Genomic DNA, 24520 nt, shown 5'->3' with positions numbered 1-24520 from the left:
ACCGGGGACCTCACTTGTCGAAGACGTACGTGCCGGGGGCGGGGGCGAGCGGCTGCAGCCGGGTCGAGCCCATCTCCTTGGGAGCGGGCTTGAGGTCGCCGCAGCGCTCGTTGAGCCAGAGCGCGACATCGGTCCACCACGAGCCCTGGTGGGTCTCGGCGCCACTCAGCCAGGTCTTCGCGTCCGGGCCGTGCTCGTCGTTGGTGTGGAAGGTCGCCTTCGGGTTGCCGGGCGGGTTCACCAGGGCCGCGATGTGGCCGCTCGTCGAGAGGATGAACCGGGTCCTCCCGCCGAACAGCTGGGTGGTGCGGTAGCAGTTCTCCCAGGGCGTGATGTGGTCGGCGATGCCGGCGACGATGTAGCTGTCGACGGTGACCTTGCCGAGGTCGATCGGTACGCCGAGCACTGTCACGGCGCCGGCGCGGGTGAGCCGGTTCTCCACGGCCATGTCGACGAAGTCCGCGTGCAGCCCGGCGGGCATGCGGGTGGTGTCGGCGTTCCAGAACAGGATGTCGAAGGCCGGCGGCCGCTTGCCGAGCAGGTAGTTGTTGACCCAGTAGTTCCAGATCAGGTCGCTCGGACGCAGCCAGGCGAACACCTCGGCGAGCGCCCGCCCGTCCAGGTAGCCCTTCTGCGCGGACCGCGCCTTGGCGAGATTGGCCATCCGGGGGTCGCTCAGCGCCGACACCGTGCCGGCGTCCTGGTTGTCGATCACCGTCACCGCGAGCACGATGCCGGCGAGACGGTCCTCGCGGCCGATGCCGGCCAGATAGGCCGCGGTGATGCTGGCCAGGATCCCGCCGGAGCAGATCCCCGCGAGCATCGTCCGCGCGCTGCCGGTGATCTCCTCGACGGCGTCGAGCGCCTCGAGGATCGAGCCGACATAGGTGTCGAAGTTCCACCCCGCATGCCGGGCGTCCGGGTTGCGCCAGGAGATCACGAACATCTGGCGGTTGTTCTGGGTGCTGAACTCGACCAGGCTGCGGCCAGGGGCCAGGTCGATCGCGTAGAACTTGTTGATCGTCGGCGGCACGATCATCACCGGCACCTCGTGCACCTCGTCGCACTGCGGCACGTACTGGATGAGCTCGAGGACCTCGTTGCGGAACACCACCGACCCCTCGGTCGCGGCGATGTTGTCGCCGACCGTGAAGCCCGAGGTGTCGACCATCTCGGGGATGCGGGGCGCGGACGCGAGGTCCTTGACCAGCTGCGTGCCGCCGCGCACCAGGCTCAGCCCGGCCGTGTCGATGACCGCCTTCGCCGAGGCCGGGTTCACCAGGGGAACGTTGCTCGGGGACATCGCCTCGACCAGGTTCTCCATCATGAAGCGCACCCGCTTGCGGTCGCGCGGCTCGAGCTCGGCGTCGTCGATGAGCTGGTCGACGGTGCGCCCGCCGGCGAGGTAGACCTGCACCAGCCGGCGCAGCAGCGGGTTCTCCGTCCACGCGGTGTCGGTGAACCGGCGGTCGCCGCGCTTCGGCGTCACGTCGGACGAGCCGACCGCGACCTTCGCGGCCTCGCCGGCCAGGGCCCCGAGTCGGCGGGCGGTCGTCCGCGGCCGGCGCGCGAGGGACACGGCCCAGCGAGCGGTCGACAGGTCGGGCACGAAGCGGCGGATCGGGCCGAGGGCGGCGTCGACGAGAAGGACGTCGAGTGGGGCGGCGGCGTCGGCCAGGTCGGTGCTGGAGGAGGTCATGACACAAGGATGGTCCCGAGGCGGGCTCGAGCGCATCAGCCGTGGGCACCGACATCCCTCGCGGTGGTGTGTGCGCAGGCACAATCCGGGTCCTACCCTCGACCCTGTGGACGGACCGGACGTGAACCCCGAGCTGCGCAAGCTGAGCGCGCGCCTCCTCCCGGAGAGCGACACGCTGGGGGCGGCCATGGCCGCCCGGATCCGGGCCGAGATCCCGGCGTACGACGCCGGCGAGTCGGTCTCCCACGACGAGCTCGTCGCGTCCTGTGTCGTCAACACCCGCTACATCCTCGGCAACCTCGCCGGCGAGGTCTCCGCGGGCGAGACCCCGACCGAGACCGGCACGACCCGGGCCGAGCAGGGCGTCCCGTACGCCGTCGTGCTGCAGGCCTTCCGCGTCGGCTCCCGTTTCATCTGGGAGGTGCTCGTCGACCGGGCCGACCCCGAGGACAGGGAGCCGCTCCTGCTCGCCGCCGCCGACATCTGGGCGGTCAGCGACCAGCTCGCGGCCGACGTCACCGACGCCTACCGGCGCGCCATGGCCGACCGGGCCCGGCGCGACGGGCAGATGCGGGCGGTCCTGGTCGGCTCGCTGCTCGACGGCGACTCCGACGCGACGGCATACGTCGGCGAGACCGCCGGCATGCTCGACCTGGGCCGCGCGAGCGAGTACGTCGTCGTCTCGGCCGAGTCGCCGGCGCCGGGGAGCGAGGGGCTGCCCGACGTCGAGCGAGCCCTGACCCGGGTCAACGTCCGCTCGGCGTGGCGGCTGGGGCCCGATCACCAGGAGGGCGTGGTCGCGCTGAGGCTGGGCTTCGGGCCCGACCACCTCGCCGATCTGCTCGGTGGCGTGGCGCGGTCCCGGGTCGGGATCAGCAGCGTGGTGACCCGGCTCGACGACGTGCAGGAGGCGCGCCGGCAGGCCCGGGTCGCCTGCGCCGCGGTCTCGCCCGGCACCAACGCCGTCGGCCGGTTCGGGGCCGACCCCCTCGCCATCCTCCTCGCGGCCAGCCCGGACCAGGCCCGGGTGCTCGCCGACGCGGTGCTCGCGCCCGTGCTCGCACTGCCCGCCGAGGATCGGGACATCGTGTTCGCGACCGCCCGGGCGTGGCTCGCCGCCGGCGGCTCCACCTCCACCGCGGCCCGCGAGCTGCACGTGCACCGCAACACGGTGCGCTACCGGATCCGCCGGCTGGAGGAGATCACCGGCCGCGACCTCGCCCGCCCTGTCGATGCCGCCGAGCTCTACGTGGCGCTGGAGTGCGTGCGGATCCTGGGGCTGGGGTAGCCGAAGTGGCGGCAGTCGCCGGTCGACCGGCGCTTCCCACAGCGCTACAGCGGTACGTCGGCGCGCCGCGGGTCGCACCACGGGGTGCCGGCGGGCACCCGGCTGAACTGCTCGTCGTACAGGCGCTTGTAGAGCCCGCCCTCGGCGAGCAGTTCGTCGTGGGTGCCCTGCTCCACCAGGCGGCCGTCCTCGAGACCGAAGATGACGTCGGCGGAGCGGATCGTGGAGAGTCGGTGCGCGATGGCGATCGTCGTCCGTGAGCGGGTGGCGCGCTCGAGGGCCTCCTGGACCAGCCGCTCGGTCTCGTTGTCCAGGGCGGACGTCGCCTCGTCGAGGATCAGGATCCGGGGGTCCTTCAGCAGCACCCGGGCGATCGCGAGCCGCTGCTTCTCCCCACCCGAGAGCCGATAGCCGCGCTCGCCGGTGATCGTCTCGTAGCCCTCGGGGAAACCCATGATCCGGTCGTGGATGTTGGCGTCGCGCGCCGCCTGCACGATCTCCTCCGGGGTCGCGCCGGGGCGGGCGTAGGCGATGTTGTCGCGGATCGTGCCGTGGAAGAGGTACGGCTCCTGGGTGACCATGCCGACCGCGTCGGCCAGCGAGGAGAGCGTGAGCTCGCGGACGTCGTACCCGTCGATGAGCACGGCGCCCTCGGTGACGTCGTAGAAGCGGGGGACGAGGTAGGTCGCCGTGGTCTTGCCGCTGCCCGACGGACCGACGATGGCGGCGAGCTGCCCCGGCTCGACGACGAGGGAGACGTCGTCGAGGGCCCACCCCGACCCGGGCGGGCGCGGGTCCTCGGCGTCGGCCTCGATCCGCACGCTGCTCTCGCCGAAGCGGTCGCGGTTGACGGTGCCGGACAGCGAGCGCGGCTCCGGGTAGCGGAACCGCACGCCGCGCAGCTCGACCCGGCCCCGCAGCCGGTCCGGGTCGAGGGCGATCGCTCCGGGCCGCTCGGTGATGGCGGGCTCGAGGTCGAGGTATTCGAAGATCCGGCGGAACAGCGCCATCGACGTCTGCACGTCGAGGGTGACCCGCATCAGCTGGAGCAGCGGCATCTGCAGGCGGCTCTGCAGCGTCGTGAACGCGACCAGGGTGCCGGCGGTGATGGTGTCCGCCCCGACCGGGACGTTGCCGGTGATGATCCAGCCGGCGACGAGGTAGATCAGCGCCGGGGTGATCGCGAAGAAGGTCTGCACCATCGCGAAGAAGGTCCGCCCGGTCATCGCCTGCTCGACCTGCAGCCGGGTCTGGCGGCGGTTGGCCTCGCGGTAGCGCTCCACCTCGGACTCGGCCCGGTTGAACACCTTGGCGAGCAGGATCCCGCTCACCGACAGCGCCTCCTCGGTGATCGCGGTCATCTCGGAGAGGGACTCCTGGGTACGACGTGCGAGGCGCTGTCGCGCGCGCCCGACCCGGAACTGCAGGCCGATGAACAGCGGCATGAGGAAGAGCGTGAGCACGGTGAGCTGCCACGACAGCACGATCATCGAGACCAGTGCCGCGGTGACGGTGACGGAGTTCTGCACGATGGTGGTCGCGGTGTCGGTGAGCACCGTCCGTACGCCGGCGACGTCGTTGGCGAGCCGGGACTGGATGGCTCCCGTCTTCGTGGCGGTGAAGAAGGCCAGCTCCATCTTCTGCAGGTGCTCGAACAGGTCGCCGCGCAGGTCGGCCATCGCGGAGTTCCCGACCGTGGAGGTCAGCCACATCTGCACGATGCCGATCAGCGCCGCGGCGATCGGGATGGCGCACATCCCGAGGACCAGCCAGGTCAGCAGCCCCAGGTCGGGTGCGCCGCCGTCGAGCGGGAACAGCGCGTCGTCGAAGACGGCGCGGGTCAGGAACGGCACCATCGCCTGCAGCGCCGCCGCCGCGAGGACCGCGACGAGGACCAGCGCGATCTTGGCGCGATAGGGCCGCAGCAGGCGGGCGATCCGCGGCAGCACCGGCTCGCGCTGCCTCAGGTCGGCGGCGGTCAGGTGGGTCACCACGGGGCTCGGCCGCATCAGACGTCCTGCCCCACCGGCTCGGCCGGTTCCCAGCCCGCGCCCCAGCGGCCGCGATGGACCACCTCCTGCCATGGCGTACGCCGCCGCCGGCTCGCCGACCCCGGCGCGCCCGCAGCTCGGGGGGCGGGGTGGCCGATCGTGATCGCGCCGATGGGGTGCGGCGCCTCCTCGTCGGCGGTGTCCCGCAGCCCGAGCAGGTCCTTCACCGCGTCGACGCGTCCGGGCACCAGCCCGAAGAAGCAGGCGCCGAGACCGGCGTCGGTCACCGACTGCAGCACCAGCAGCGCGGCCATCGCGGTGTCGAGGTGCCAGTAGGGCATCGGCCAGCGGCTCTCGTCGTGGTCGTCGAGCCCGGCGCGGCGCTTGTCGGGCTCGGCGTAGCGGGCGAGGTAGGCGTCGCGGCGGCTGCAGGGGACCACGACGACGGGCGCGCTCATCATCCCGGCCAGCCAGCGGTCCGGCGCCGACGTGTCGACCTGCGCGTCCCAGAAGCCGCGAACCGTCTCGGGAGTGTCGAGGACGACGAACGCCCAGCCCTGCGAGAAGCCGGCGCTCGGCGCGCGGGTGGCGTGGTCGAGCGCCCGCTCGACGAGGGCGGGGTCCACGGGCTCGGAGGTGTAGGCACGCGTCATCCGACGTCGGCGTACCACCTCGGCGAACTCCACGGCGCCAGCCTAGTGAGGGGCTCCGCCGGAGACGGCCGCCGCCGCGTCCCCCGGCCGGACGGGCGGACGGACCGGACGGACCGGACGGACTGAGGTAGGCGGGAGGCGAGACATAGGGACCTTGTCCGATGTGCGGGGCTACCTCAGAGGACGAGTCTCTACCTCATGAGCAGCAACTACTTCCTCGACGCAGAGAACGACTACCGCCGCCAGCAGGCGGCCCGCGGCATCGCCGCCAGCCGGTCGGGGCGCAGCCGCGCCTCGTGGCTGCGGCGGATCGCCGCGACCGACCCTCGGGTGGAGCGCCGGTCGCGCTGAACGGTCGCCAGTCCTTGTCCACCCTGTCGGTGGCGGACGCCATGATGGTGCCCGTGGCCGCACACAGCAGCCTGACCATGGTCGGGCGTGACACCGAGCTCGCCGAGGCGATCGCGGTGCTCGACGACGCGGTCAGCGCCGCCGAGACCGGCTCGTCACGGCGCGCGGTCCTGCTGTCCGGCGACGCCGGGGTGGGCAAGACCCGGCTGCTGCGCGCCCTGCGCGACCACGCGCTCGGGACGGGGTGGCAGGTCCTGGCCGGGCACTGTCTCGACTTCGGCGACAGCGCCCTGCCCTATCTCCCGTTCAGCGAGGTGCTCGGCCGCCTCGACGCCAGCCATCCCGAGCTGGTCGAGGCGGTGGCCGCCGTCCACCCGGCGCTGCGCCGCCTCCAGCCGGGGCGGCGTACCCGCGTCGTCGGCGACGACTCCTCCGACGAGCACAGCCGCGGCGCCGACCGCGGCGACACCCTCGTGGCGGTGCACGCACTGCTCGAGGCCGCCGCCACCGAGGCGCCCGTGCTGCTCGTGGTCGAGGACCTCCACTGGGCCGACCAGTCCACCCGCGACATGCTCGGCTTCCTGTTCACCCGCGCGTTCGAGCGCCCGGTCGCCATCGTGGCGTCGTACCGCTCCGACGACCTGCACCGGCGCCACCCCCTGCGTCGCCAGGTCGCGGAGTGGAGCCGGCTGCCGCAGGTCGGCCGGCTCGGTCTCGGCCCGCTCCGTGAGGAGGCCGTCCGCGCCCTCGTCGGCGAACTGGCGCCGGCCGGCCTCGACGAGCGGTCCGTGGCCCGCATCGTCGAGCGGGCCGAGGGCAACGCCTTCTTCGTCGAGGAGCTGGTCGCCTCCGGCTCGTGCGCCGACGGCGACGTGCCGGGCGATCTCGCCGACCTGCTGCTGGTCCGGCTCGACCGCCTCTCCGAGGAGGCGCGCCACGTCGTCCGCGTGGCGAGCGTCGCCGGACGCCGGGTCACCCACGACCTGCTCGCGGCGACGGCCGACGTCCCCGTCGACCGGCTCGACGCCGGCATCCGCCAGGCCGTCGAGATGAACGTGCTCGAGGTCGGCGGCCACCTCTACTCCTTCCGCCACGCGCTGCTCGGCGAGGCGATCTACGACGACCTGCTCCCGGGCGAGCGGGTGCGGCTGCACGCGCGCTACGTCGCGGCGCTCTCCAGCGGAGAGGCACGCGGTACGTCGGCCGAGCTGGCCCGGCACGCCCGCCGGGCCAACGACCTCGACCGGGCGGTGACGGCCGGCATCGAGGCCGGCGACGAGGCGATGGCGGTCGGCGGACCGGACGAGGCCGCCGACCACTACCAGCAGGCCCTGGAGCTGCTGGAGGACCGTGAGCGGGTCGCCCGCCTCGGGATCGACCACGCCAAGCTCGTCGTCCGCGCCGCCAACGCGCTCATCACCGGCGGCAACGCCGTGCGCGCCGGACAGCTCGTGGCCGCCCGGCTGGCCCAGCTGCCGCCGGACGCCTCCGACGTCGACCGCTGCCGGCTGATGGTCAGCCACGCCGAGGTGCTGGCGATGACCGAGACCGAGCTCGACCCGGTCGAGATCTCCGCGAGGGCCCTGGCGCTCGCTCCCGAGGGGGACAGCCCGTTGCGGGCCAAGGCCCTCGCCGCCCACGCCCGGATCCTCGGCAGCTACCGCCGCGAGCGCCAGGAGGAGGCGGAGACGCTCCTGACCGAGGCGCTCGCCCTCGCGGAGCGACTCGCGCTCCCCGAGCTCGCCTCCGACATCGTCACGACCCTGAGCGGCCTGCGCGTGCAGGCCGCGGCGGGCACGGAGCAGGATGCGCTGCGCCGAGCGCTCGAGTCCGCGGTCGACAGCGCGGTGCGCGCCGGCGCCTTCCAGGCCGAGATCCGCGGTCGCTGGCTGCTCGGCCGCTCCTACCAGGACTCCGGCGACTGGGAGCAGGCCGCGCGCTGGTTCCGCTCGGCGATGGCGCTGGGGGAGCAGGCCGGGCTGGTCTGGGCGCCGTTCAGCATCGAGGCCCGGTGGCAGCTCACCCGGATCAGCTATCTCCTCGGCGACTGGGACGACGTCGTCGCCCTCGTCGAGGGCGTCGACGGGCTCAGCGGACCGCCCGTCCCGCGCGGCGTCATCGAGCCGGCCCGGCTCGCGGTCCTCGCCGCCCGGGGCGAGGACGTCCTCGACCGCCTGCGCGCGCTGCGCGGGCTGTGGGAGGACGAGGGCGGGATCGCGGTCTACAGCGCCGGCGTCGAGATCGAGTTCCACGGCGACCGGGGCCGGGCGAGCCCGGCGATCGCGGTCTACGACGACGTCGTCGAGGTGCTCGGCCGGATCTGGGGCGAGTTCTTCGGCGGCCGGATCCGGCTCGCCGCCAGCACCCTCGCGGCCATCGCCCGCGCGATGGGACGTGCCAGCGCCGCCGAGCGTCAGGCGCTGGTCGCGCACGCCGACCGCCTGCTCGGCGACGGCGAGACCGTGCTCGCCGCGATCCGCGAGCGCGGCGGCTCGTGGGGACCGGAGGGACGGATGTGGTCGGCCAGGCTGGTCGCCGAGCACCATCGCGTCCGCTGGCTCGCCGGCGCCGGCGCCGGCGCCGGTGCGGGTGCTGCCGTGGTCGATGACGGTGACGGCACGGACCGGCGCGAGGAGCTGCTCGCCGCCTGGCAGACGGCGCTGGACTCGACGGTCAAGGTCGGCGACATCCCTCAGCTCGTGCGGGTGCGGGCGGCGTACTCCCAGATCCTGCGGCTCATCGGCGACCCCGCCCGCGCCCGTGACGAAGCCGACCAGGCCCGTGCCCTCGCCGAGAGCCTGCGCGCGCCGCTCCTCGTGGCCGATCTCGACCACGCCCCGGCCCGGACGGCGTCCGCGACCGGCCACTCGGGTGGCGCCGCGCTGACCGCGCGCGAGCTGGAGATCCTGGCGCTCGTCGCCGAGGGCCGCTCCAACGGCGAGATCGGCAAGCAGCTGTTCATCAGCACCAAGACGGTCAGCGTCCATGTCTCCAACATCCTCGGCAAGCTCGGCGCCGCGGGGCGCACCGAGGCCGCCGCCATCGCGCGCCGCGACGCCCTGCTGTGAGCCGGGCCGAGGGCCCGGATCTCCTACCGTGGGAGGGTGCCGCGGGCCGGCGCGCGGCGTAGCGTCGCGCCCGTGACCACGACCGAGAGCCGCGAGGACACCCTGGCGCTGACGATGCGGCGCTTCCGGAGGATGAGCGTCGTCGGCGGCGCCGACCTCCCGCCGGTCCCGCTGGACCAGCTCCCGCCGGGACCGCGCTGGCCCGCGCTCGTGCAGACCGTGGCGCTGATGCGCTTCCGCCACCGGTTCCACCCCTGGCTGCACCGGCGCTACGGCGAGGCGTTCACGCTCAACCTCGCCCCGGGCAACCGGCCCCTGGTCCTGTTCACCTCGCCGGCGGTCACCAAGGGGATCTTCGCCGCCGACCCCGCCGTCTTCCACGCCGGACGCGGCAACGCGATCCTCGGCCCGATCATGGGCGAGCACTCACTGCTGCTCCAGGACGCCGGCGAGCACCACCGGGCGCGCAAGCTGCTGATGCCGGCCTTCCTCGGCCATGCCCTGCGCGGCTACCGGGCGATGGTGGCCGAGGTCGCGGCCGCCGAGGTCGCGACCTGGCGCGAGGGCGAGGAGCTCCGGGCCCTGGAGCGGATGAACGCCCTCACCCTCGAGGTGATCCTGCGCGTGGTCTTCGGCGTCACCGACGAGACCCGGCTCGCCCGGCTGCGACCCGCGGTCAACCGGACCGTCGAGATCAGTCCCGCGATCCTGCTCGGCTGGGCCTACCCGCGCCTGCAACGACTCGGCCCGTGGCGTCGTACCGTCGACAACCAGGTCGAGCTCGACCGCCTGATGTACGCCGAGATCCGCGAGCGGCGCGGCGCGGCCGACCTCGCCGAGCGCTCGGACGTGCTCTCCCGACTCCTCGCCGCGGGCGACCCGGGCGAGGGTCACGCGGGGAGCGGTCTCGACGACACCGAGCTGCGTGACCAGCTGGTCACCCTGCTCCTCGCCGGCCACGAGACCACCGCCGCCGCGCTGTCGTGGGCGCTGGTCGAGGTGGGCCGCAGCCCCGACCTGCTCGCGCGCACCCAGCGCGCCGCGGACGAGGGGGACGACGCCTGGCTCGAGGCGGTGCTGAAGGAGTCGATGCGGCTGCACCCGATCATCCCCATGGTCGTGCGGACCCTGATGGAGCCGGCGACGGTCGGCGGCTGGGACCTTCCGCGCGGCACGACGGTGGGTCCCTCGATCATCATGAGCCACCAACAGGACGCCAACTTCCCCGATCCCGAGGCCTTCCGCCCCGACCGCTTCCTCGGCGACGACGTCCCCGCCCTCCACGTGTGGATCCCGTTCGGCGGAGGCGTCCGCCGCTGCATCGGCGCCGGGTTCTCGCTGATGGAGGGCGTCGAGGTGCTGCGGGCGGTGTTCGCGCGGTACGACGTCACGGCCGTCGGCACCGACGTGCCGAAGGTCCGCAACATCACCAGCGTCCCCCGTCGGGGAGCGCGGATCCGGGTCGGCCGACGCTGATCCCGGCGCTGCCGGTGGTCCCGGCGGTCCCGGTGGCCGCCCCGGTGGTCATCTCGAGCGTGGCGGCGACGTCCTCGAACAGGTCGCAGTAGTCCGCGTAGTCCGCGCGGGCGACCGTGCCGGTGAGAGTGACGCCGAGGCCGTCGCTCAGCCACGCCCACTGGTCGCACACCACGTCGACGCCGCCGAGACGATGGGAGAAGCGGTGGTAGGCCACGGGCTCCCCGTCGAGGCCGTCGGCGCCGAGGTCGATGAGCTCGGAGTCCTCGACCTCGAGGTCGTCGAGCTGGACGGCCAACGCGGCCATCGCCTCGGCGCGCCACCGCGCCAGCGGGAGACCGTCCTCGACCGGGCCGGTGTGGATCACGAGCTCCGGCGTGAAGCCGGAGGCCGCGGCCGCCGGAGCCCGGGCGACGAGGGAGACGCCCGGCGCCGGGGCGTCGACGGCCGACCAGCGTCGCGGGAGAGCGAGGCTGACCGACGGGCTGCAGGATGCGAGAGGTGCGGAGGTTCGGGTCATGCGCGGCAGCCTCGGCGCCGCTGCCGTGTGGACAAACGTCGGTGCCGCGGACCTGTGGACAGGAGCGTGCGCAGCCCTTCCCCCAGCGCCGGTCAGCGGCACGATGTCGATGCTCTGTCCTAGCGTCGGGCCATGGCCATCGCACGCAATCCCCAGTTCGTCATCGACTGCCCCCACCCGCAGGCCCTCGCCGACTTCTACGCCGCTCTGCTCGGCTGGCAGGCGAAGGTGGACGAGGACGGGTCGTGGGCGACCGTCGGCTCCGGCGACCACTTCATCCACCTCCAGCGGGTCGACGACTACCGCGCCCCCGCATGGCCCGGCCAGGAGGTGCCGCAGCAGATCCACCTCGACGTCGACGTCGACGACCTCGACGAGGCCGAGGCGGCCACCCTGGCGCTCGGCGCCACCAAGCACCCGCACCAGCCCGGCACATCCTTCCGCGTCTTCCTCGACCCCGCCGGCCACCCGTTCTGTCTCTGCCTGGCGTGAGCGCGTCGTCAGTCGTGCTCGCCGCCCGGGACCTCGCAAGCTCGGCCCCACGGGCTTCGCACGACGCGGCTTCGCCGCAGGACGCCGCGCTGCCACGCTGTCTGGCGTGAGCGCGTCGTCAGTCGTGCTCGCCGCCCGGGACCCTCAACGGGCGAGGGCCGCGCGGACCTCGTCCTCGCCGATCCCGTAGTCGGCCAGGTCGTAGCGGTGCGCCGGCCGGCGCGGGCCGCTGCGCGACTCCTCGTCGAGCCTGCGGACCGCGTCCTGGGCCTCCTGGCTCCAGGCGAGCCCGAACGCGTCGTAGATCGCGCCGACGGTGCCGACCGGGTCCTGCACGAAGTCGCGGTAGTCGACGTCGAAGAACTGGCGCTCGTCGTACCGTGGCCGGGCCTGCCAGAACGCGTCCCACTGGCGGGCGAGGTGGCCGAGCTGGTCGCGCCCGAGGGTCTCGCCGACGAAGGTCGTCGAGTGGCCGGCCGTCGCCTCCGCGGACAGCGAGCAGGCCGACGCGACGGAGGTCACCGGGTCGCGATGGGTCATCACGATCAGGGCGTCCGGGTAGACCTCCATCAGGGCGTCGAGGGCGATCAGGTGCGACGGGTTCTTCAGCACCCAGCGCCGGCCCTGGTCGCCCAGCCCGATCAGCTGGAGGTTCCGGCGGTGCCGCTCGTAAGCATCGGTCCAGGACTGCGTGGCCAGCCAGCGCGAGTACGCCGGCACGTGGGCCAGCGACTCGAAGCCGATCGACTTCCCCGTCTGCCGGAGCACCCGCCAGCACTCCTCGGGCTCGGTGGCGTCGGAGTAGTGGATGCCCATGAACTCGGGGTTCGTGACGTGGTGCTCGCGGAACGCCGCCTGCATCGCGGTGAAGACCGGGTCGTCCTCCCAGGTCTCCCGCGGCGGGCGCGGCTGGGGGAACTCGGTCAGCCACATCTCCAGGCCCTGGTGCGCGGGGTCGGCGCAGAGCAGCCGGCTCAGCGCCGTCGTACCCGTCCGGGGCAGGCCGAGCACGAAGATCGGACGCTCGATCGCGACGTCGGCGTGCTCAGGGAACTCCGCGAACCGCGCCTGCGTGAGCAGCCGCGCCACGAGCGCGCTCTTGACCTGCGAGCGCATGAAGTAGTTGCCGACACCGGTCAGTCCGGCCTCCGCGGAGCCGAGGTCCGCGACCAGCGTCCGGAACGCCTCCTCGTGCCCGGGGGCCTCTGCGAAGCCGAAGTCGGACAGCCCGGTGGTGCGGGTCGCGGCGGCGCAGATGTCCTCGAAGGAGCCGACGTCGGCGCGCCGGCGCGGCCCGTCGGTCTGCTCAGGCATGGAACTCGCCGCAGTCGACGTTCAGCATCTGGCCGGTGACGGCCGAGGCGAGGTCGGAGGCGAGGAAGAGCGCGGCCCGGGCGACCTCGTCGGGGGTGGCGAGCCGCTTGAGATCGGTGGGGGCCGCCTTCTCGGCGTACACCTCCTCGTGCGTGCGCCCCGACTCCTGCGCGATCCAGTCGAAGTAGGCCTTGTTGACGTCCTCGTAGATGTACGACGGCGCCACGCTGTTGACGCGGATCCCGCGCGGGCCGAGCTCGGTCGCGAGCGACTGCGCGAGGTGCTCGAGGGTGCCCTTCGACAGCTTGTAGCCGGAGTACTCCGGCTGGCTGCTGTAGATCACGCAGGAGTTGATCATGATGATCGACCCGCCGGGCCTCTCGTCGGTGCGTGCCAGGGCGTCCGCGAACAGCGCGGACAGGCGCAGCGGCGCGAACACGTTGGTCTCGTTGGCATCGCGCAGGCCGTCGAGGTCGAGGGTGCTGATCGGGTCCATCGGCGGGATGCCGAAGGCGTTGTTGATCAGGCAGTCCACCCGCCCGAACTCGTCAAGGGCCGCCTCGACCAACGCCTTGCGCTGGTCCTCGTCGGTGATGTCGGTGGGTACGACGAGCGCCCGGCGTCCGTACGACCGCACCACCTCGGCCATCCTCTCCAGGCGCTGGGGCGTGCGGCTCACGAGCACCAGGTCGGCGCCCATCCGCGCCGCCTCCTCGCCGAGCGAGCGGCCCAGGCCCGGCCCGACCCCGGAGAGGACGACGACCTTGTCGGTCAGGAGATCTACCACGGGGTCAGGGTAGAACGTGTTTCAATTTTGGGGAAGGTCGCCGCCGGTGAAACTCCCGCGAGCCCCGACCGGAATACTCCCGCCAGCACCCGGTTGTCCCTCACGTGACCATTCCCCGCATCGAACTCAACGACCAGACCTCGATCCCGCAGTTCGGCCTCGGCGTGTGGCAGGTGCCGCCGGCCGAGACGGAGCGGGTCGTGTCCGACGCCTTCGAGATCGGCTACCGGCACGTCGACACGGCCCAGATGTACGGCAACGAGGAGGGTGTCGGCGCGGCCATCGCCCGCGCCGGACTCGACCGTGCCGACCTCTACGTCACCACCAAGGTCAACAACAACCGGCACCGTCCGGCCGACGCGAAGGACTCGGCACGGGTCTCGCTGGAGAGGCTCGGCCTCGACCGGGTCGACCTGCTCCTCATCCACTGGCCGCTCCCGACGCAGTACGACGGCGACTTCGTCTCGACGTGGGAGGCGCTGCTGGAGCTGCGCGAGGAGGGCCTCGCGACCTCGGTCGGCGTCTCCAACTTCCAGCCGGACCACCTCGACCGCATCGTCGAGGCGACGGGTGTCGTGCCCGCCGTGAACCAGGTCGAGGCGCACCCCTACTTCGCCAACGAGGCGGTCCGTGCCGCCACCGCGCGCCACGGTGCCCACGTGGAGGCGTGGTCCCCGCTCGGCCAGGGCGGCGGGGAGCTCGACGACCCCGCGGTGACCGCGCTCGCCGAGCGCTACGGCAAGACGCCGGCGCAGGTGCTCCTCCGCTGGGCGCTGGACCGTGGCGACATCGTCTTCCCGAAGTCGATGAGCAAGGCCCGCCTGGCCGAGAACTTCGAGGTCTTCGACTTCGCCCTCACCGCCGACGAGGTCGCCGCGCTGGCCGCGCTCGACAAGGGCGAGGCCGGCCGCCAGGGCCCGAACCCGGACACCTTCGACTGGATCCCCGCCTGATCGGCACCCCGGCGGGGCGGGTCGTGTGCCTCAGGACGCGGAATCCCGGGTTCTGGGGCACACGACTCGCCGTCGGCGCCGGGCAGCGGGTCGGTCAGCTGATCATCCGCCGGGCGACGGCCCGCTGACGCGCGGCGATCCGCTCGGCGTACTCCTCGGCGCTCAACGCGACCAGGCCGGGGACCCGCTTCGGCACCTCGTCGACGGCCACCACCTCGACACTCGGACCGTCCGCGGCTGACAGCGCGCGCGAGAGCTGCTGCCAGCGCAGCATGACCGGGCCGGTGCGGTGGCCGGTGGTCTCCAGCCAGTTCGCGACCGGCGCCCCGTCCGGGCCGGGCGGGCGCTCGGAGATCACGAACCGCATCGCACCGTCCGCGTCGGTCACCGCCTGGGCCTTGGTCAGCGAGGTCTGGTGGGTCTCGTAGTCGGTCGAGGCGTACCAGTCCGAGCCGATCTGGGTGGCCTGGTAGGTGCAGTCGTCGCAGCGCGGGACGGTCACGATCATCGCCTCGTCCTCGCCCAGCTCGTAGTGGCCGATCGAGGAGAACTGCGACGACAGGCCGCCGGGCGTGGACGCGGGAGCGGTCAGGGTGTTGACCGGCTCCTTGTACTGGAAGAAGTGGGGGAAGGCGAACCACGTCCGGATCGACCCGGTCAGGGAGCGGGCCGCCACCTCGTACCTCTTGCGCAGCGTGTCCTCGGACAGCGCGCGCCGCGGCCGCCCGACGGTGTCGACGCGCTCGATGGTCAGCGTCCCGCGCTCCTCGGTGTCCCAGTCGTTGAAGACCTCCCGCACGATCAGCGTCTTGGCGCCCGGCTCGGCGACGTAGCGGAACTCGAAGGTCCCGTCCGCCTCGACGGTGAGCTCCCGCTCGTCGAAGGCCATCAGCGAGGTCGCCGCCGAGTCGGCGCTGTAGGTCCCGCCCATCACCTGGAAGGAGAGGTCGGCCGACGTCCCGCGACGCCCCCGGACGACGTACGACGCTCCCTCGCGCAGGTAGGCGTGGAAGTAGACGGCGTCCGGGTTGTCGAGGCCCTGGCGCGAGAACTGGTGGGTCGGGTTGATGAAGACGGGCTGCTCGAGGTCGTAGTCGAACGCCGTCTGCATCGCCATCCGGATCCGGCCGGCGAGGTAGTCGTAGCCCTCCAGCCGGTCGGCCTCGGTCCTGATGAACGGAGCGTTCGCGATCAGCTCCTCGGCCTCGGCGATCGCCGCCTGCAGCGGCTGGGTGAGCCCGAGGGATGCGGAGGAGCCCGACATCAGGAGACCTTGGCGATGATGCTCTCGGCGTACTGCTCGAGGTGCTTGATCTTCGTCTCCAGCGGCTCGGTGTCGGGCCCCTTGATGTAGGGGAGGCGGAAGCCGACGATGCAGTCGGTCACGCCCTTGTCCTCGAGGCGCTTGACGCCGTCGAGCGTGTAGGCGTCGTAGGAGATCACGTGCACCTCGAACTCCGACGGCCCGCGCGTGTCGCCCTCCTCGGCTCGGATCTCGGCGAGCCTGGTGAGCAGCCGGTCGAGCTCCTCGCCGTCGCCGCCGGCGTGCATCCACCCGTCGCCCTTGCGTACGGCGCGGCGCAGGGCCGCGTCCGAGTGGCCGCCGACGAGCAGCGGGATCCGCTCGGTCGGGGCGGGGCACTGCTGCAGCGGCTCGAAGTCGAAGAACTCGCCGTGGTAGCCGAAGAACGTCGGCTCCTCGCCCGGCCGGGTCAGTCCGCGCAGGATGTCCATGCACTCGTCCATCCGCTTGCCGCGACGCTCCCACGGGACGCCGAGCGCGGCGAAGTCCTCGGGCCAGGGGGACAGTCCGACGCCCAGGCCGAGCCGGTTGCCCGAGAGGAAGGCCAGCGACGAGGCCTGCTTGGCCACGAGCACCGGCGGCCGCACGGGGAGCTTGAGCACGAAGGGGGTCAGCCGCAGGGTCGAGGTGACCGCGAACAGGTGCGCGCACAGGATGAACGTCTCGATGAACTCCTTGCCGAGCAGGAACTCGCGGTCCCCGGTGTCGGTGTAGGGGTACTTCGAGTCCGACTCCTGCGGGTAGATCAGGCTGTCGGCGATCGTCATCGACGTGTACCCGGCCGCCTCGCAGGCCTGGGCGAGCGGGGCGTAGTAGTCGGCGTGGGTCATGCCCTCGGCGAAGGAGAAGCGCATCCGCCTACAGTAGAACGCGTTCTAGATCTGTGCCAGCATGAGTCCCATGGCAGCCACCAAGCCGAGGCCCGAGGGGCTGGACACGCCGATCGTCGCGAAGATCATCAAGCACGGCGCCAGGGCCAACGTGCGCATCTACCGGCTCACCAACGGCCGGATCGGCGCGACGTGGCGGATCGGGGCGGGCTGGCGCAAGCCGGTGCCGGTGCTTCTGCTCGACCACGTCGGCCGCAGGAGCGGCCAGCGGTTCACCACGCCGCTGCTCTACCTGGCCGACGGCCCGAACCTCGTGGTCGTCGCCTCCCAGGGCGGCCTCCCGAAGAACCCGCAGTGGCTCCACAACCTGCTCGCCCACCCCGACACCACGGTCGACCTCCCGGGGGAGCGGGCCCGCGCCGTACGAGCCCGGGTCGCCGCTCCAGAGGAGCGTGCCGCGCTCTGGCCCCGGCTGGTCGACCTGTACGCCGACTTCGACAACTACCAGGCCTGGACCGACCGGGAGATCCCGGTCGTCGTCCTCGAGCCCCGCTGAGGAGCACTCGGATGGATGCCCAGCAGTTGATCGACCGTGCCGAGATCGCCGACGCGATCACCCGCTACACCCTCGCCGTCGACGAGGGCGAGTTCGACCGCCTCGACACCGTCTTCACGCCCGACGCGCACATCGACTACACCGAGAGCGGTGGCGTCGCCGACACCTTCCCGGTCGTCAAGGCGTGGCTCGCCGAGGCCCTGCCCGCGTTCTCGGCGCACCGGATCCACCTGGTCGGCCAGATCTCCTACGAGTTCGCCGAGGGCGGCGACCAGGCCGCCGTGGCGGCGTACTTCCACAACCCGATGCGCATCGCCGACGGCAAGGGCGGGGAGCGCGTGGTCGAGGTGGGTGGCCTCTACCGCCACGACTTCCTCCGTACGACGGCCGGCTGGCGCTCACGCCGCCTGCACGAGCAGGTCGTCTGGACGCGCGGTTTCTGATTTCATCCGGTGGTCTGGACAATGGGTGAGTGAGCGACCAGCAGCAGCCCCCTGCCGAACGTCCCGTTGTCAACGGGGTGGTGGCGCTGGCCGCGGTCGCGCTGGGCGTCGGCCTGATCCTGGCCGTGGTCGCTCTCGTCGGCACCAAGATGCTCGGCCTCGGCGGTGACGACGGCGACTCCTCGGCGGACTCCACCGTCCGGCAGTCGATGTACCTGCCGACGCCCGTCGAGACCGACGAGGCCACCGGCCCGCTGGTCACCCTCCACACCGAGGACCCCGACGGCGGCTCGAGCGGCGACGAGTCCGCCATCCCCGAGGACGAGCCCACCACCGAGCTGACCAGCGAGACCGCAGCCGCCGGCCAGATCTCGCTGCAGGCCCAGGCGACCACCGTCGCCAGCGGCGAGCGGATCTACTTCAGCGGGGTCTACCCCGGCGGCGAGGGCGCGATCTTGTGGGTCCAGCGCTTCGAGAACGGCGACTGGGCGGACTTCCCCGCCAGCGTCGGCGTCACCAACGGCACCTTCTCCAGCTACATCTTCACCGGCGTGAGCGGCGTGAACCGGTTCCGCGTGGTCGACCGCGACAGCGGCACCGTGAGCAACGAGATCAGCGTCACCGTCGGCTGACAGCCTGCGCCTGCGGCGCGAAAGGCGTGGAGCTGTCCTTCTGTTCCGCGGAGCCAGGCTCGCTGCGCCCGCGGTTGCGCGGTTGCGCGGGCTTGTAACACGTTGTTCGCTGCTCTGGCAGCCGCAAGACCTCGAAAAACCCGTCTGCAGGCGGCTGGAACAGCAGGCACGCGGCGGGTAGGTCGGCGAACAACGTGTTACAGCACCCGTCCGCCTGCCCGGCCTGCGCCCGCCCGGCGAGCTTCGCCCGCGAAAGGCGTGGAGCTCGCTTCGCCCGCCCCGCCTCACCGCTCCGCGGAACCAGGCTCGCTGCGCTCGCGGTTGCGGGAACAACCCGGCTGCCACCTCCGTTGTGCCCTGTGTCAGACTTGAGTCCATCCGGCTCAACTAACTTGAATCAGCGTCTTACGTACGACAGGAGAATCACCCATGGCACGAGCGGTCGGCATCGACCTCGGCACGACGAACAGCGTCGTCGCGGTCCTCGAGGGCGGCGAGCCCACGGTCATCGCGAACGCGGAGGGCGCTCGGACCACCCCGTCCGTCGTCGCCTTCGCGAAGAGCGGTGAGGTCCTCGTCGGGGAGGTCGCCAAGCGCCAGGCGGTCACGAACGTCGACCGCACCATCCGGTCGGTCAAGCGCCACATGGGCACCGACTGGACCCAGCACATCGGCGACCCGGTCGACAAGGACTTCACGCCGCAGCAGATCTCGGCGTTCATCCTCCAGAAGCTCAAGCGCGACGCGGAGGCCTACCTCGGCGAGACGGTCACCAACGCGGTGATCACGGTCCCGGCGTACTTCTCCGACGCGCAGCGCCAGGCGACCAAGGAGGCCGGCGAGATCGCGGGGCTCAAGGTCGACCGGATCGTCAACGAGCCCACCGCGGCCGCCCTGGCCTACGGGCTCGACAAGGGCGACGACCAGACGATCCTCGTCTACGACCTCGGCGGCGGCACCTTCGACGTGTCCCTGCTCGAGATCGGCGAGGGCGTCGTCGAGGTCAAGGCGACCAGCGGCGACAACCACCTCGGTGGCGACGACTGGGACAACGCGATCGTCCAGTGGATGGTCAAGAAGTTCAAGGACGCCAACGGCGTCGACCTCGCCGCCGACAAGATCGCCGCGCAGCGCCTCCAGGAGGCCGCCGAGAAGGCGAAGATCGAGCTGTCGTCCTCCAGTGACACCACCATCCACCTGCCCTACATCACTCACGGCGAGAACGGCCCGCTGCACTTCGAGGAGCGGCTCACCCGCTCGGAGTTCCAGCGGCTCACCGCCGACCTGCTCGAGCGCACCAAGGCGCCCTTCCAGAACGTCCTCAAGGACGCCGGCGTGGCGCTCTCCGGCATCGACCACGTGGTCCTCGTGGGCGGCTCGACCCGCATGCCCGCGGTGACCGACCTGGTCAAGGAGATGCTCGGCGGCAAGGAGCCCAACAAGGGCGTCAACCCCGACGAGGTCGTCGCGGTCGGTGCCGCCCTCCAGGCCGGCGTCCTCGCCGGCGAGGTCAAGGACGTGCTGCTCCTCGACGTCACCCCGCTGAGCCTCGGCATCGAGACCAAGGGCGGCGTGTTCACCACGCTCATCGAGCGCAACACCACGATCCCGACCAAGCGCTCGGAGATCTTCACCACCGCCGACGACAACCAGCCGTCGGTGGAGATCAAGGTGGCGCAGGGCGAGCGGGCGATCTGGTCGCAGAACCAGCCGCTCGGCAACTTCGAGCTCACCGGCCTCCCGCCGGCCCCCCGCGGCGTGCCGAAGATCGAGGTCACCTTCGACATCGACGCCAACGGCATCGTCCACGTCTCCGCCAAGGACCAGGCGTCCGGCCGCGAGCAGTCGATGACCATCTCCGGCGGCAGCGCGCTCTCCAAGGACGACATCGACCGCATGGTCAAGGAGGCCGAGCAGTACGCCGAGGAGGACGCCAAGCGTCGCGAGGCCGTCGAGGTCCGCAACCAGGGCGACCAGCTCGTCTACACGACCGAGAAGTTCCTGGCCGACAACGGCGACAAGATCCCCGACGACGTCAAGGCCGAGGTGACGACCGACCTCGAGGCGCTCAAGGGCGTCCTGGAGAACGCCGAGGCCAGCGCCGAGGACCTCACCGCCGCCATCTCCAAGCTGGGCGAGTCCAGCCAGAAGATGGGCGCCGCGATGTACGCCGCCGCCGAGGCCGAGTCCGCCGCGGCCGGGGGCAGCACCGGCGCGACCGGCGAGTCCGACGACGATGTCGTCGAGGCCGAGATCGTCGACGAGGACACCGAGGGCGACGCCAAGTGACCGAGGACAACCTCAACCCGAAGGAGGGGGAGCTGCAGGAGACTGCAGCTCCCTCGCCGGAGGGCGACCAGCCCGAGGTGGCCCAGCCCGAGGTGGCCGAGCCCGAGGTGGCCGAGCCCGAGGTGGCCGAGCCCCAGGTGGCCGAGACGCCCGAGACGCCCGAGGCGGCCGAGCCCCAGGTGACCGAGCCCCCCGAGGCGGCCGAGACCCCTGAGGCGGCCGAGACCCCCGAGGTGCCCCAGGCCGAGGCCGACGAGCTGGCCGTCACGAGGATGGAGCTCGAGGAGCGGACCTTGGACCTGCAGCGGCTGCAGGCGGAGTTCCTCAACTACAAGCGCCGCGTCGAGCGCGACCGCGAGCTGCTGCGCGAGAACGCGACGTACGCCGTGCTCGCCCCCATCGTCGAGGTGCTCGACACCATCGACCGGGCCCGCGAGCACGAGCCGCTCGAGGGTGGCTTCAAGGCGACCGCCGAGCAGCTCGAGCGGGTCGTCTCGGGTCTGGGCCTGGTGAAGTTCGGCGAGGTCGGCGACGCCTTCGACCCCAACATCCACGAGGCGCTCTCGCACATCGGCACCGACGGCGAGGTCGAGGTGACCACCTGCAAGGTGATCGCCAAGGCCGGCTACAAGATCGGCGACCGGGTGGTGCGCGCCGCGCAGGTGCTGGTGGTCGACCCCGCTTGATGATCCACACGCCCCGCTGGGGCAGATGCAGACGGAGGGAGGTGCGCGATGAGTGACGACGGGATCCGGTCCGACTGGGCGACCAAGGACTTCTACAAGGAGCTCGGGGTCGCGAAGTCCGCGACCCAGGACGAGATCAAGAAGGCCTACCGCAGGCTCGCGCGTGCCAACCACCCCGACTCGCACCCCGACGACACCGCCAAGCACGACCGGTTCAAGGCCGTCGCCGAGGCGTACGACGTCATCGGGGACCCCGAGCGGCGCAAGAAGTACGACCAGGCGCGCGAGATGTTCAGCCGCGGCGGCTTCCCCGCCGGGGCCGGCTTCGGGAGCGGCGGTGGCTTCGGCGGGTACGGCGGCGGCGTCAACGTCGAGGACCTGCTCCGCGACCGTGCGGGCGGCGGGGGTGGCTTCGGCGACCTGTTCGGCGACCTGTTCGGCGGAGGCGGCGGCCGAGGCCGGGCCCGACCCCCGCGGGCCGCGCGCGGCGCCGACCTCGAGACGACGGCGACGATCGGCTTCACCGAGGCCCTCGACGGCGCGACGGTGTCGCTGCGGGTGAGCTCCGACGGGGCCTGCGCGACCTGCCACGGCACCGGCGGCAAGCCCGGCACCCAGCCGCACGTCTGCCCGACCTGCGAGGGCACCGGCTTCGTCACCGCCTCGGTCGGCGGCGCGTTCTCCATGAACGAGACCTGCCCGTCCTGTGGCGGCCGCCAGCTGGTCTACGACGACCCGTGCCCCGCCTGCCACGGGAGCGGCCGGGGCCGGGCGACCCGGACCATCCAGGCCAAGATCCCGGCCGGGGTGAAGGACGGGCAGCGGATCCGGCTGCGCGGCAAGGGTGCGCCGGGCGACAACGGCGGACCCTCGGGCGACCTCTACGTCACCGTGAAGGTCACCGGCCACCGCGTCTTCGGGCGCAAGGGCGAGCACCTGACCGTCGACGTGCCTGTGTCCTTCACCGAGCTCGCGCTCGGCGCCGAGATCAAGGTGCCCACGCTCGGTGGCGCTCCGGTGACCCTCAAGGTCCCCGCGGGCACGCCCAACGGGCGGACCTTCCGGGTGCGTGGCAAGGGCGCGGAGCGCCCCGACGGCACCCGCGGCGACCTGCTCGCCACGGTCGAGGTGCAGGTGCCCGGCCACCTCGACCCCGAGGCCAAGGCCGCGTTGGAGGCGTACGCCGCCACGACCGACGACTCACGGCTCCGCTCGGGCCTGTTCGACGGGGCCGGCTGATGGCTGCCCGCGCGCCGCAGGGTCCTCCGGGCGCGGAGGACGCGGTCTATGTCATCAGCGTGGCAGCGCAGCTGAGCGGCCTGCACCCGCAGACGCTGCGGACCTACGAGCGGGTGGGCCTGATCACGCCCGGCCGCACCGGCGGCGGCGGCCGGCGCTACTCCTACCGCGACATCGAGCGGCTGCGCGAGATCGCCCGGCTCACCGCCGCGGGCATCGGGATCGAGGGCGTCAAGCGCATCCTCGACCTCGAGAACGCGGTCACCGCCCTGCGCGTGCGCAACGCCGAGCTGGTCGCCGAGCTCGAGGCGACCCGCGAGGCGCTGCGCGAGGCGGCATCGGCCCGTCCCGCCGTACCCCGCAGCAACCTTCCGGCCCTGCCCGTCCATCCGGTCGGCCAGTCCCTCGTCGTGTGGCGGCGCAACCCCTGACCTCGACCCTCACCGGGACGGCTCCCGAGTTCCTGTGACACCGTGACCTGAGATCCCGGTGCCGGTTACCACTACAGGGAGCTTCACAGGCGTTAACCTCCACCCGTCGGGTCCGGCGGTGCATGGGGGCACGGCCGGGACCCACAGGACGAGAGGTTGCGCGTGGACGCTGTGCTGGACGGGCTCACGGAGTGGGCCGACCAGGTCCACTGGTTCGCCTTCGTCTCGATCCCGTTCTTCACCGGCATCGTCGGCTGGCTGATCAACTGGTCGGGCCTGTGGATGCTCTTCAAGCCGATCAACTTCCACGGCGTCCGGATCCCCGGACTGCGCGAGGTGGCCGGCGTGCTCCCGCGCAAGCTGCAGGAGGTGCCCGGCTGGATGGAGGGCGGCCTCGGCTGGCAGGGCATCGTCCCCGCCCGCGCCGCCAAGATGGGCAGCATCGCGGTCGACAAGGTGATCGCGAAGCTCGGCACGCCCGCCGAGTTCTACGCCCAGCTCGAGCCCGACCAGATCGCCGAGCACATCGTCGCGGTCTTCCGCCCGGACCTGCCGGCCCTGGTCGACGAGGTCATGATGCGCGAGCACCCGCGCCTGTGGCGCGACCTGCCGCGCCCGGTGCGCCAGGCCGTCATCGACCGGGTCCAGGCCCAGCTCCCGGGGGTCGTGAAGACGATCACCGACGAGATCGGCGTCCACATCAACCAGCTGCTCGACCCGAAGATCATGGTCATCGACCACTTCCGCAAGAACCCCGAGCTGGTCGTCAAGGTCTTCAAGGACGTCGGCCAGCGCGAGCTCAACCTGATGGTCGCCTTCGGGTTCATCTTCGGCTTCCTCCTCGGCATCCCGGTCGCGATCATCGACCAGACCTGGCACCAGGAGTGGCTGCTGCCCCTGCTCGGCGTCGTGGTCGGGTGGATCACCAACCTGCTCGGCATGTGGCTGATCTTCGACCCGCCGGAGGCGAAGCGGATCCTCGGCATCAAGGTGCAGGGCCTGTTCCTGCGCCGCCAGGACGAGTGCGCCGAGGTCTACGCGCGGATCATCGCCGACGACGTCATCACCCTCGAGCGCATCGGCGACTTCCTCATGGACGGCCCGCGCGGCGACCGCACCCGGCAGATGATCGCCACCGCCATGCGCCCCGCGATCGACAAGGCCGCCGGCCCGCTGCGCGGCGCGGTCAACGTCGCGATGGGCGGACGACGCTACGACAGCATCAAGGACTCGTTCGCGCAGGAGGCGGTGGGACGCACCATCACCCCGTTCCGCGACGCGGAGTTCAGTCGCCAGCAGTCGGAGAAGATCCGTGTGCTCATCGCCCGGCGCACCAAGGAGCTCCCGCCCAAGGACTTCGTGGAGATGATGCGCTCGGCGATCAAGGAGGACGAGTGGATGCTCTACGCCCACGGCGCGATCATGGGTGCTGCCGGCGGTCTCCTCCACCTCGGCATCTTCAACTGGCACTGGATCCCCGGGTTCCCCCCGGCGTGATCCCCGGAAGGCAGACGTGATG

The 24520-nt window shown here is 72.1% G+C and carries 22 protein-coding genes; 14 read left to right on the top strand and 8 right to left on the bottom strand.

What is annotated here, in order from left to right; all coding sequences use genetic code 11:
* Positions 1-10: 10 nt before the first annotated feature.
* Entirely contained in the window at positions 11-1699 is a 1689-nt protein-coding gene (locus FHP29_RS02675) for a PHA/PHB synthase family protein (protein ID WP_139621319.1), read from the bottom strand.
* A 106-nt stretch (positions 1700-1805) separates the two neighbouring features.
* On the opposite strand from FHP29_RS02675, the gene FHP29_RS02670 reads away from it, so the two are divergent.
* Entirely contained in the window at positions 1806-2987 is a 1182-nt protein-coding gene (locus FHP29_RS02670) for a PucR family transcriptional regulator (RefSeq protein WP_139621318.1), read from the top strand.
* Positions 2988-3031: 44 nt separating this feature from the next.
* On the opposite strand, the gene FHP29_RS02665 is transcribed toward FHP29_RS02670, so the two are convergent.
* Together FHP29_RS02665 and FHP29_RS02660 are read right to left on the bottom strand one after the other, a co-directional pair.
* Positions 3032-4996, bottom strand: a complete 1965-nt coding sequence (locus FHP29_RS02665) for an ABC transporter ATP-binding protein (protein WP_205013822.1) — start codon at positions 4994-4996, stop codon at positions 3032-3034.
* Positions 4996-5664, bottom strand: a complete 669-nt coding sequence (locus tag FHP29_RS02660; protein WP_139621316.1) for a nitroreductase family protein — start codon at positions 5662-5664, stop codon at positions 4996-4998. Before FHP29_RS02660 ends, FHP29_RS02665 begins: the two co-directional genes overlap by 1 nt.
* 165 nt (positions 5665-5829) lie before the next feature.
* Between FHP29_RS02660 and FHP29_RS21485 the strand changes: the two genes are divergently transcribed.
* From FHP29_RS21485 to FHP29_RS02650, 3 genes are all read left to right on the top strand, one after another.
* Entirely contained in the window at positions 5830-5982 is a 153-nt protein-coding gene (locus tag FHP29_RS21485) for a hypothetical protein (protein WP_158296451.1), read from the top strand.
* Positions 5983-6035: 53 nt separating this feature from the next.
* Positions 6036-9050 (top strand): helix-turn-helix transcriptional regulator, encoded by a 3015-nt coding sequence (locus FHP29_RS23065; protein ID WP_158296450.1) that lies wholly within the window; start codon positions 6036-6038, stop codon positions 9048-9050.
* Between the two features lie 72 nt (positions 9051-9122).
* The gene (locus FHP29_RS02650; protein ID WP_240044260.1) at positions 9123-10526 is read left to right on the top strand and encodes a cytochrome P450; all 1404 of its coding nucleotides are present in this window, start codon (positions 9123-9125) and stop codon (positions 10524-10526) included.
* Here FHP29_RS02650 and FHP29_RS02645 read toward each other — a convergent pair.
* Positions 10477-11046 carry a hypothetical protein gene (locus FHP29_RS02645; protein WP_139621314.1) on the bottom strand — a complete coding sequence of 190 codons (570 nt, stop codon included), beginning with the start codon at positions 11044-11046 and terminating at the stop codon, positions 10477-10479. The two genes, FHP29_RS02650 and FHP29_RS02645, sit on opposite strands and share 50 nt — an antisense overlap.
* A gap of 132 nt (positions 11047-11178) precedes the next feature.
* Here FHP29_RS02645 and FHP29_RS02640 point away from each other — a divergent pair, with 132 nt between their 5' ends.
* Positions 11179-11538 (top strand): VOC family protein, encoded by a 360-nt coding sequence (locus FHP29_RS02640; RefSeq protein ID WP_139621313.1) that lies wholly within the window; start codon positions 11179-11181, stop codon positions 11536-11538.
* Between the two features lie 144 nt (positions 11539-11682).
* Here FHP29_RS02640 and FHP29_RS02635 read toward each other — a convergent pair whose 3' ends face one another.
* Together FHP29_RS02635 and FHP29_RS02630 are read right to left on the bottom strand one after the other, a co-directional pair.
* Entirely contained in the window at positions 11683-12852 is a 1170-nt protein-coding gene (locus FHP29_RS02635; protein ID WP_139621312.1) for a sulfotransferase family protein, read from the bottom strand.
* The gene (locus FHP29_RS02630) at positions 12845-13639 is read right to left on the bottom strand and encodes an SDR family oxidoreductase (RefSeq protein ID WP_139621311.1); all 795 of its coding nucleotides are present in this window, start codon (positions 13637-13639) and stop codon (positions 12845-12847) included. The genes FHP29_RS02635 and FHP29_RS02630 overlap by 8 nt, the downstream gene beginning before the upstream one ends.
* 104 nt (positions 13640-13743) lie before the next feature.
* On the opposite strand from FHP29_RS02630, the gene FHP29_RS02625 reads away from it, so the two are divergent.
* The gene (locus FHP29_RS02625) at positions 13744-14592 is read left to right on the top strand and encodes an aldo/keto reductase (RefSeq protein WP_139621310.1); all 849 of its coding nucleotides are present in this window, start codon (positions 13744-13746) and stop codon (positions 14590-14592) included.
* A 94-nt stretch (positions 14593-14686) separates the two neighbouring features.
* On the opposite strand, the gene FHP29_RS02620 is transcribed toward FHP29_RS02625, so the two are convergent.
* Positions 14687-15856, bottom strand: a complete 1170-nt coding sequence (locus FHP29_RS02620) for a hypothetical protein (protein WP_139621309.1) — start codon at positions 15854-15856, stop codon at positions 14687-14689.
* Positions 15856-16749 carry a TIGR03619 family F420-dependent LLM class oxidoreductase gene (locus tag FHP29_RS02615; RefSeq protein WP_139621308.1) on the bottom strand — a complete coding sequence of 298 codons (894 nt, stop codon included), beginning with the start codon at positions 16747-16749 and terminating at the stop codon, positions 15856-15858. Before FHP29_RS02615 ends, FHP29_RS02620 begins: the two co-directional genes overlap by 1 nt.
* A gap of 46 nt (positions 16750-16795) precedes the next feature.
* On the opposite strand from FHP29_RS02615, the gene FHP29_RS02610 reads away from it, so the two are divergent.
* The 8 genes from FHP29_RS02610 (at position 16796) to FHP29_RS02575 (ending at position 24498) form a co-directional block, all read left to right on the top strand.
* Entirely contained in the window at positions 16796-17281 is a 486-nt protein-coding gene (locus FHP29_RS02610) for a nitroreductase/quinone reductase family protein (protein WP_139621307.1), read from the top strand.
* A gap of 11 nt (positions 17282-17292) precedes the next feature.
* Positions 17293-17724: a nuclear transport factor 2 family protein gene (locus FHP29_RS02605; protein WP_139621306.1), complete on the top strand. Its 432-nt coding sequence runs from the start codon at positions 17293-17295 to the stop codon at positions 17722-17724.
* Positions 17725-17753: 29 nt separating this feature from the next.
* A complete protein-coding gene (locus FHP29_RS02600) occupies positions 17754-18356 on the top strand; it encodes a hypothetical protein (protein ID WP_139621305.1) in 603 nt (200 codons plus the stop codon).
* Between the two features lie 429 nt (positions 18357-18785).
* The gene (gene dnaK / locus FHP29_RS02595) at positions 18786-20645 is read left to right on the top strand and encodes a molecular chaperone DnaK (protein WP_139621304.1); all 1860 of its coding nucleotides are present in this window, start codon (positions 18786-18788) and stop codon (positions 20643-20645) included.
* Complete coding sequence (gene grpE, locus FHP29_RS02590) at positions 20642-21331, top strand: nucleotide exchange factor GrpE (RefSeq protein WP_240044259.1); 690 nt, start codon at positions 20642-20644, stop codon at positions 21329-21331. The genes dnaK and grpE overlap by 4 nt, the downstream gene beginning before the upstream one ends.
* Positions 21332-21379: 48 nt before the next feature.
* Positions 21380-22570 carry a molecular chaperone DnaJ gene (gene dnaJ / locus FHP29_RS02585; protein ID WP_139621303.1) on the top strand — a complete coding sequence of 397 codons (1191 nt, stop codon included), beginning with the start codon at positions 21380-21382 and terminating at the stop codon, positions 22568-22570.
* Positions 22570-23001 carry a heat shock protein transcriptional repressor HspR gene (locus tag FHP29_RS02580; RefSeq protein ID WP_139621302.1) on the top strand — a complete coding sequence of 144 codons (432 nt, stop codon included), beginning with the start codon at positions 22570-22572 and terminating at the stop codon, positions 22999-23001. Before dnaJ ends, FHP29_RS02580 begins: the two co-directional genes overlap by 1 nt.
* Before the next feature lie 162 nt (positions 23002-23163).
* A complete protein-coding gene (locus FHP29_RS02575; RefSeq protein WP_240044258.1) occupies positions 23164-24498 on the top strand; it encodes a DUF445 domain-containing protein in 1335 nt (444 codons plus the stop codon).
* The last annotated feature ends 22 nt before the right edge of the window (positions 24499-24520 follow it).

Origin of the sequence: Nocardioides albidus (assembly GCF_006335005.1) — a bacterium.
GTDB classification, from domain to species: Bacteria; Actinomycetota; Actinomycetes; order Propionibacteriales; family Nocardioidaceae; genus Nocardioides; species Nocardioides albidus.
The sequence above is the reverse complement of the archived record's forward strand: the minus strand, read 5'-3'. Positions and strand labels throughout refer to the sequence as shown.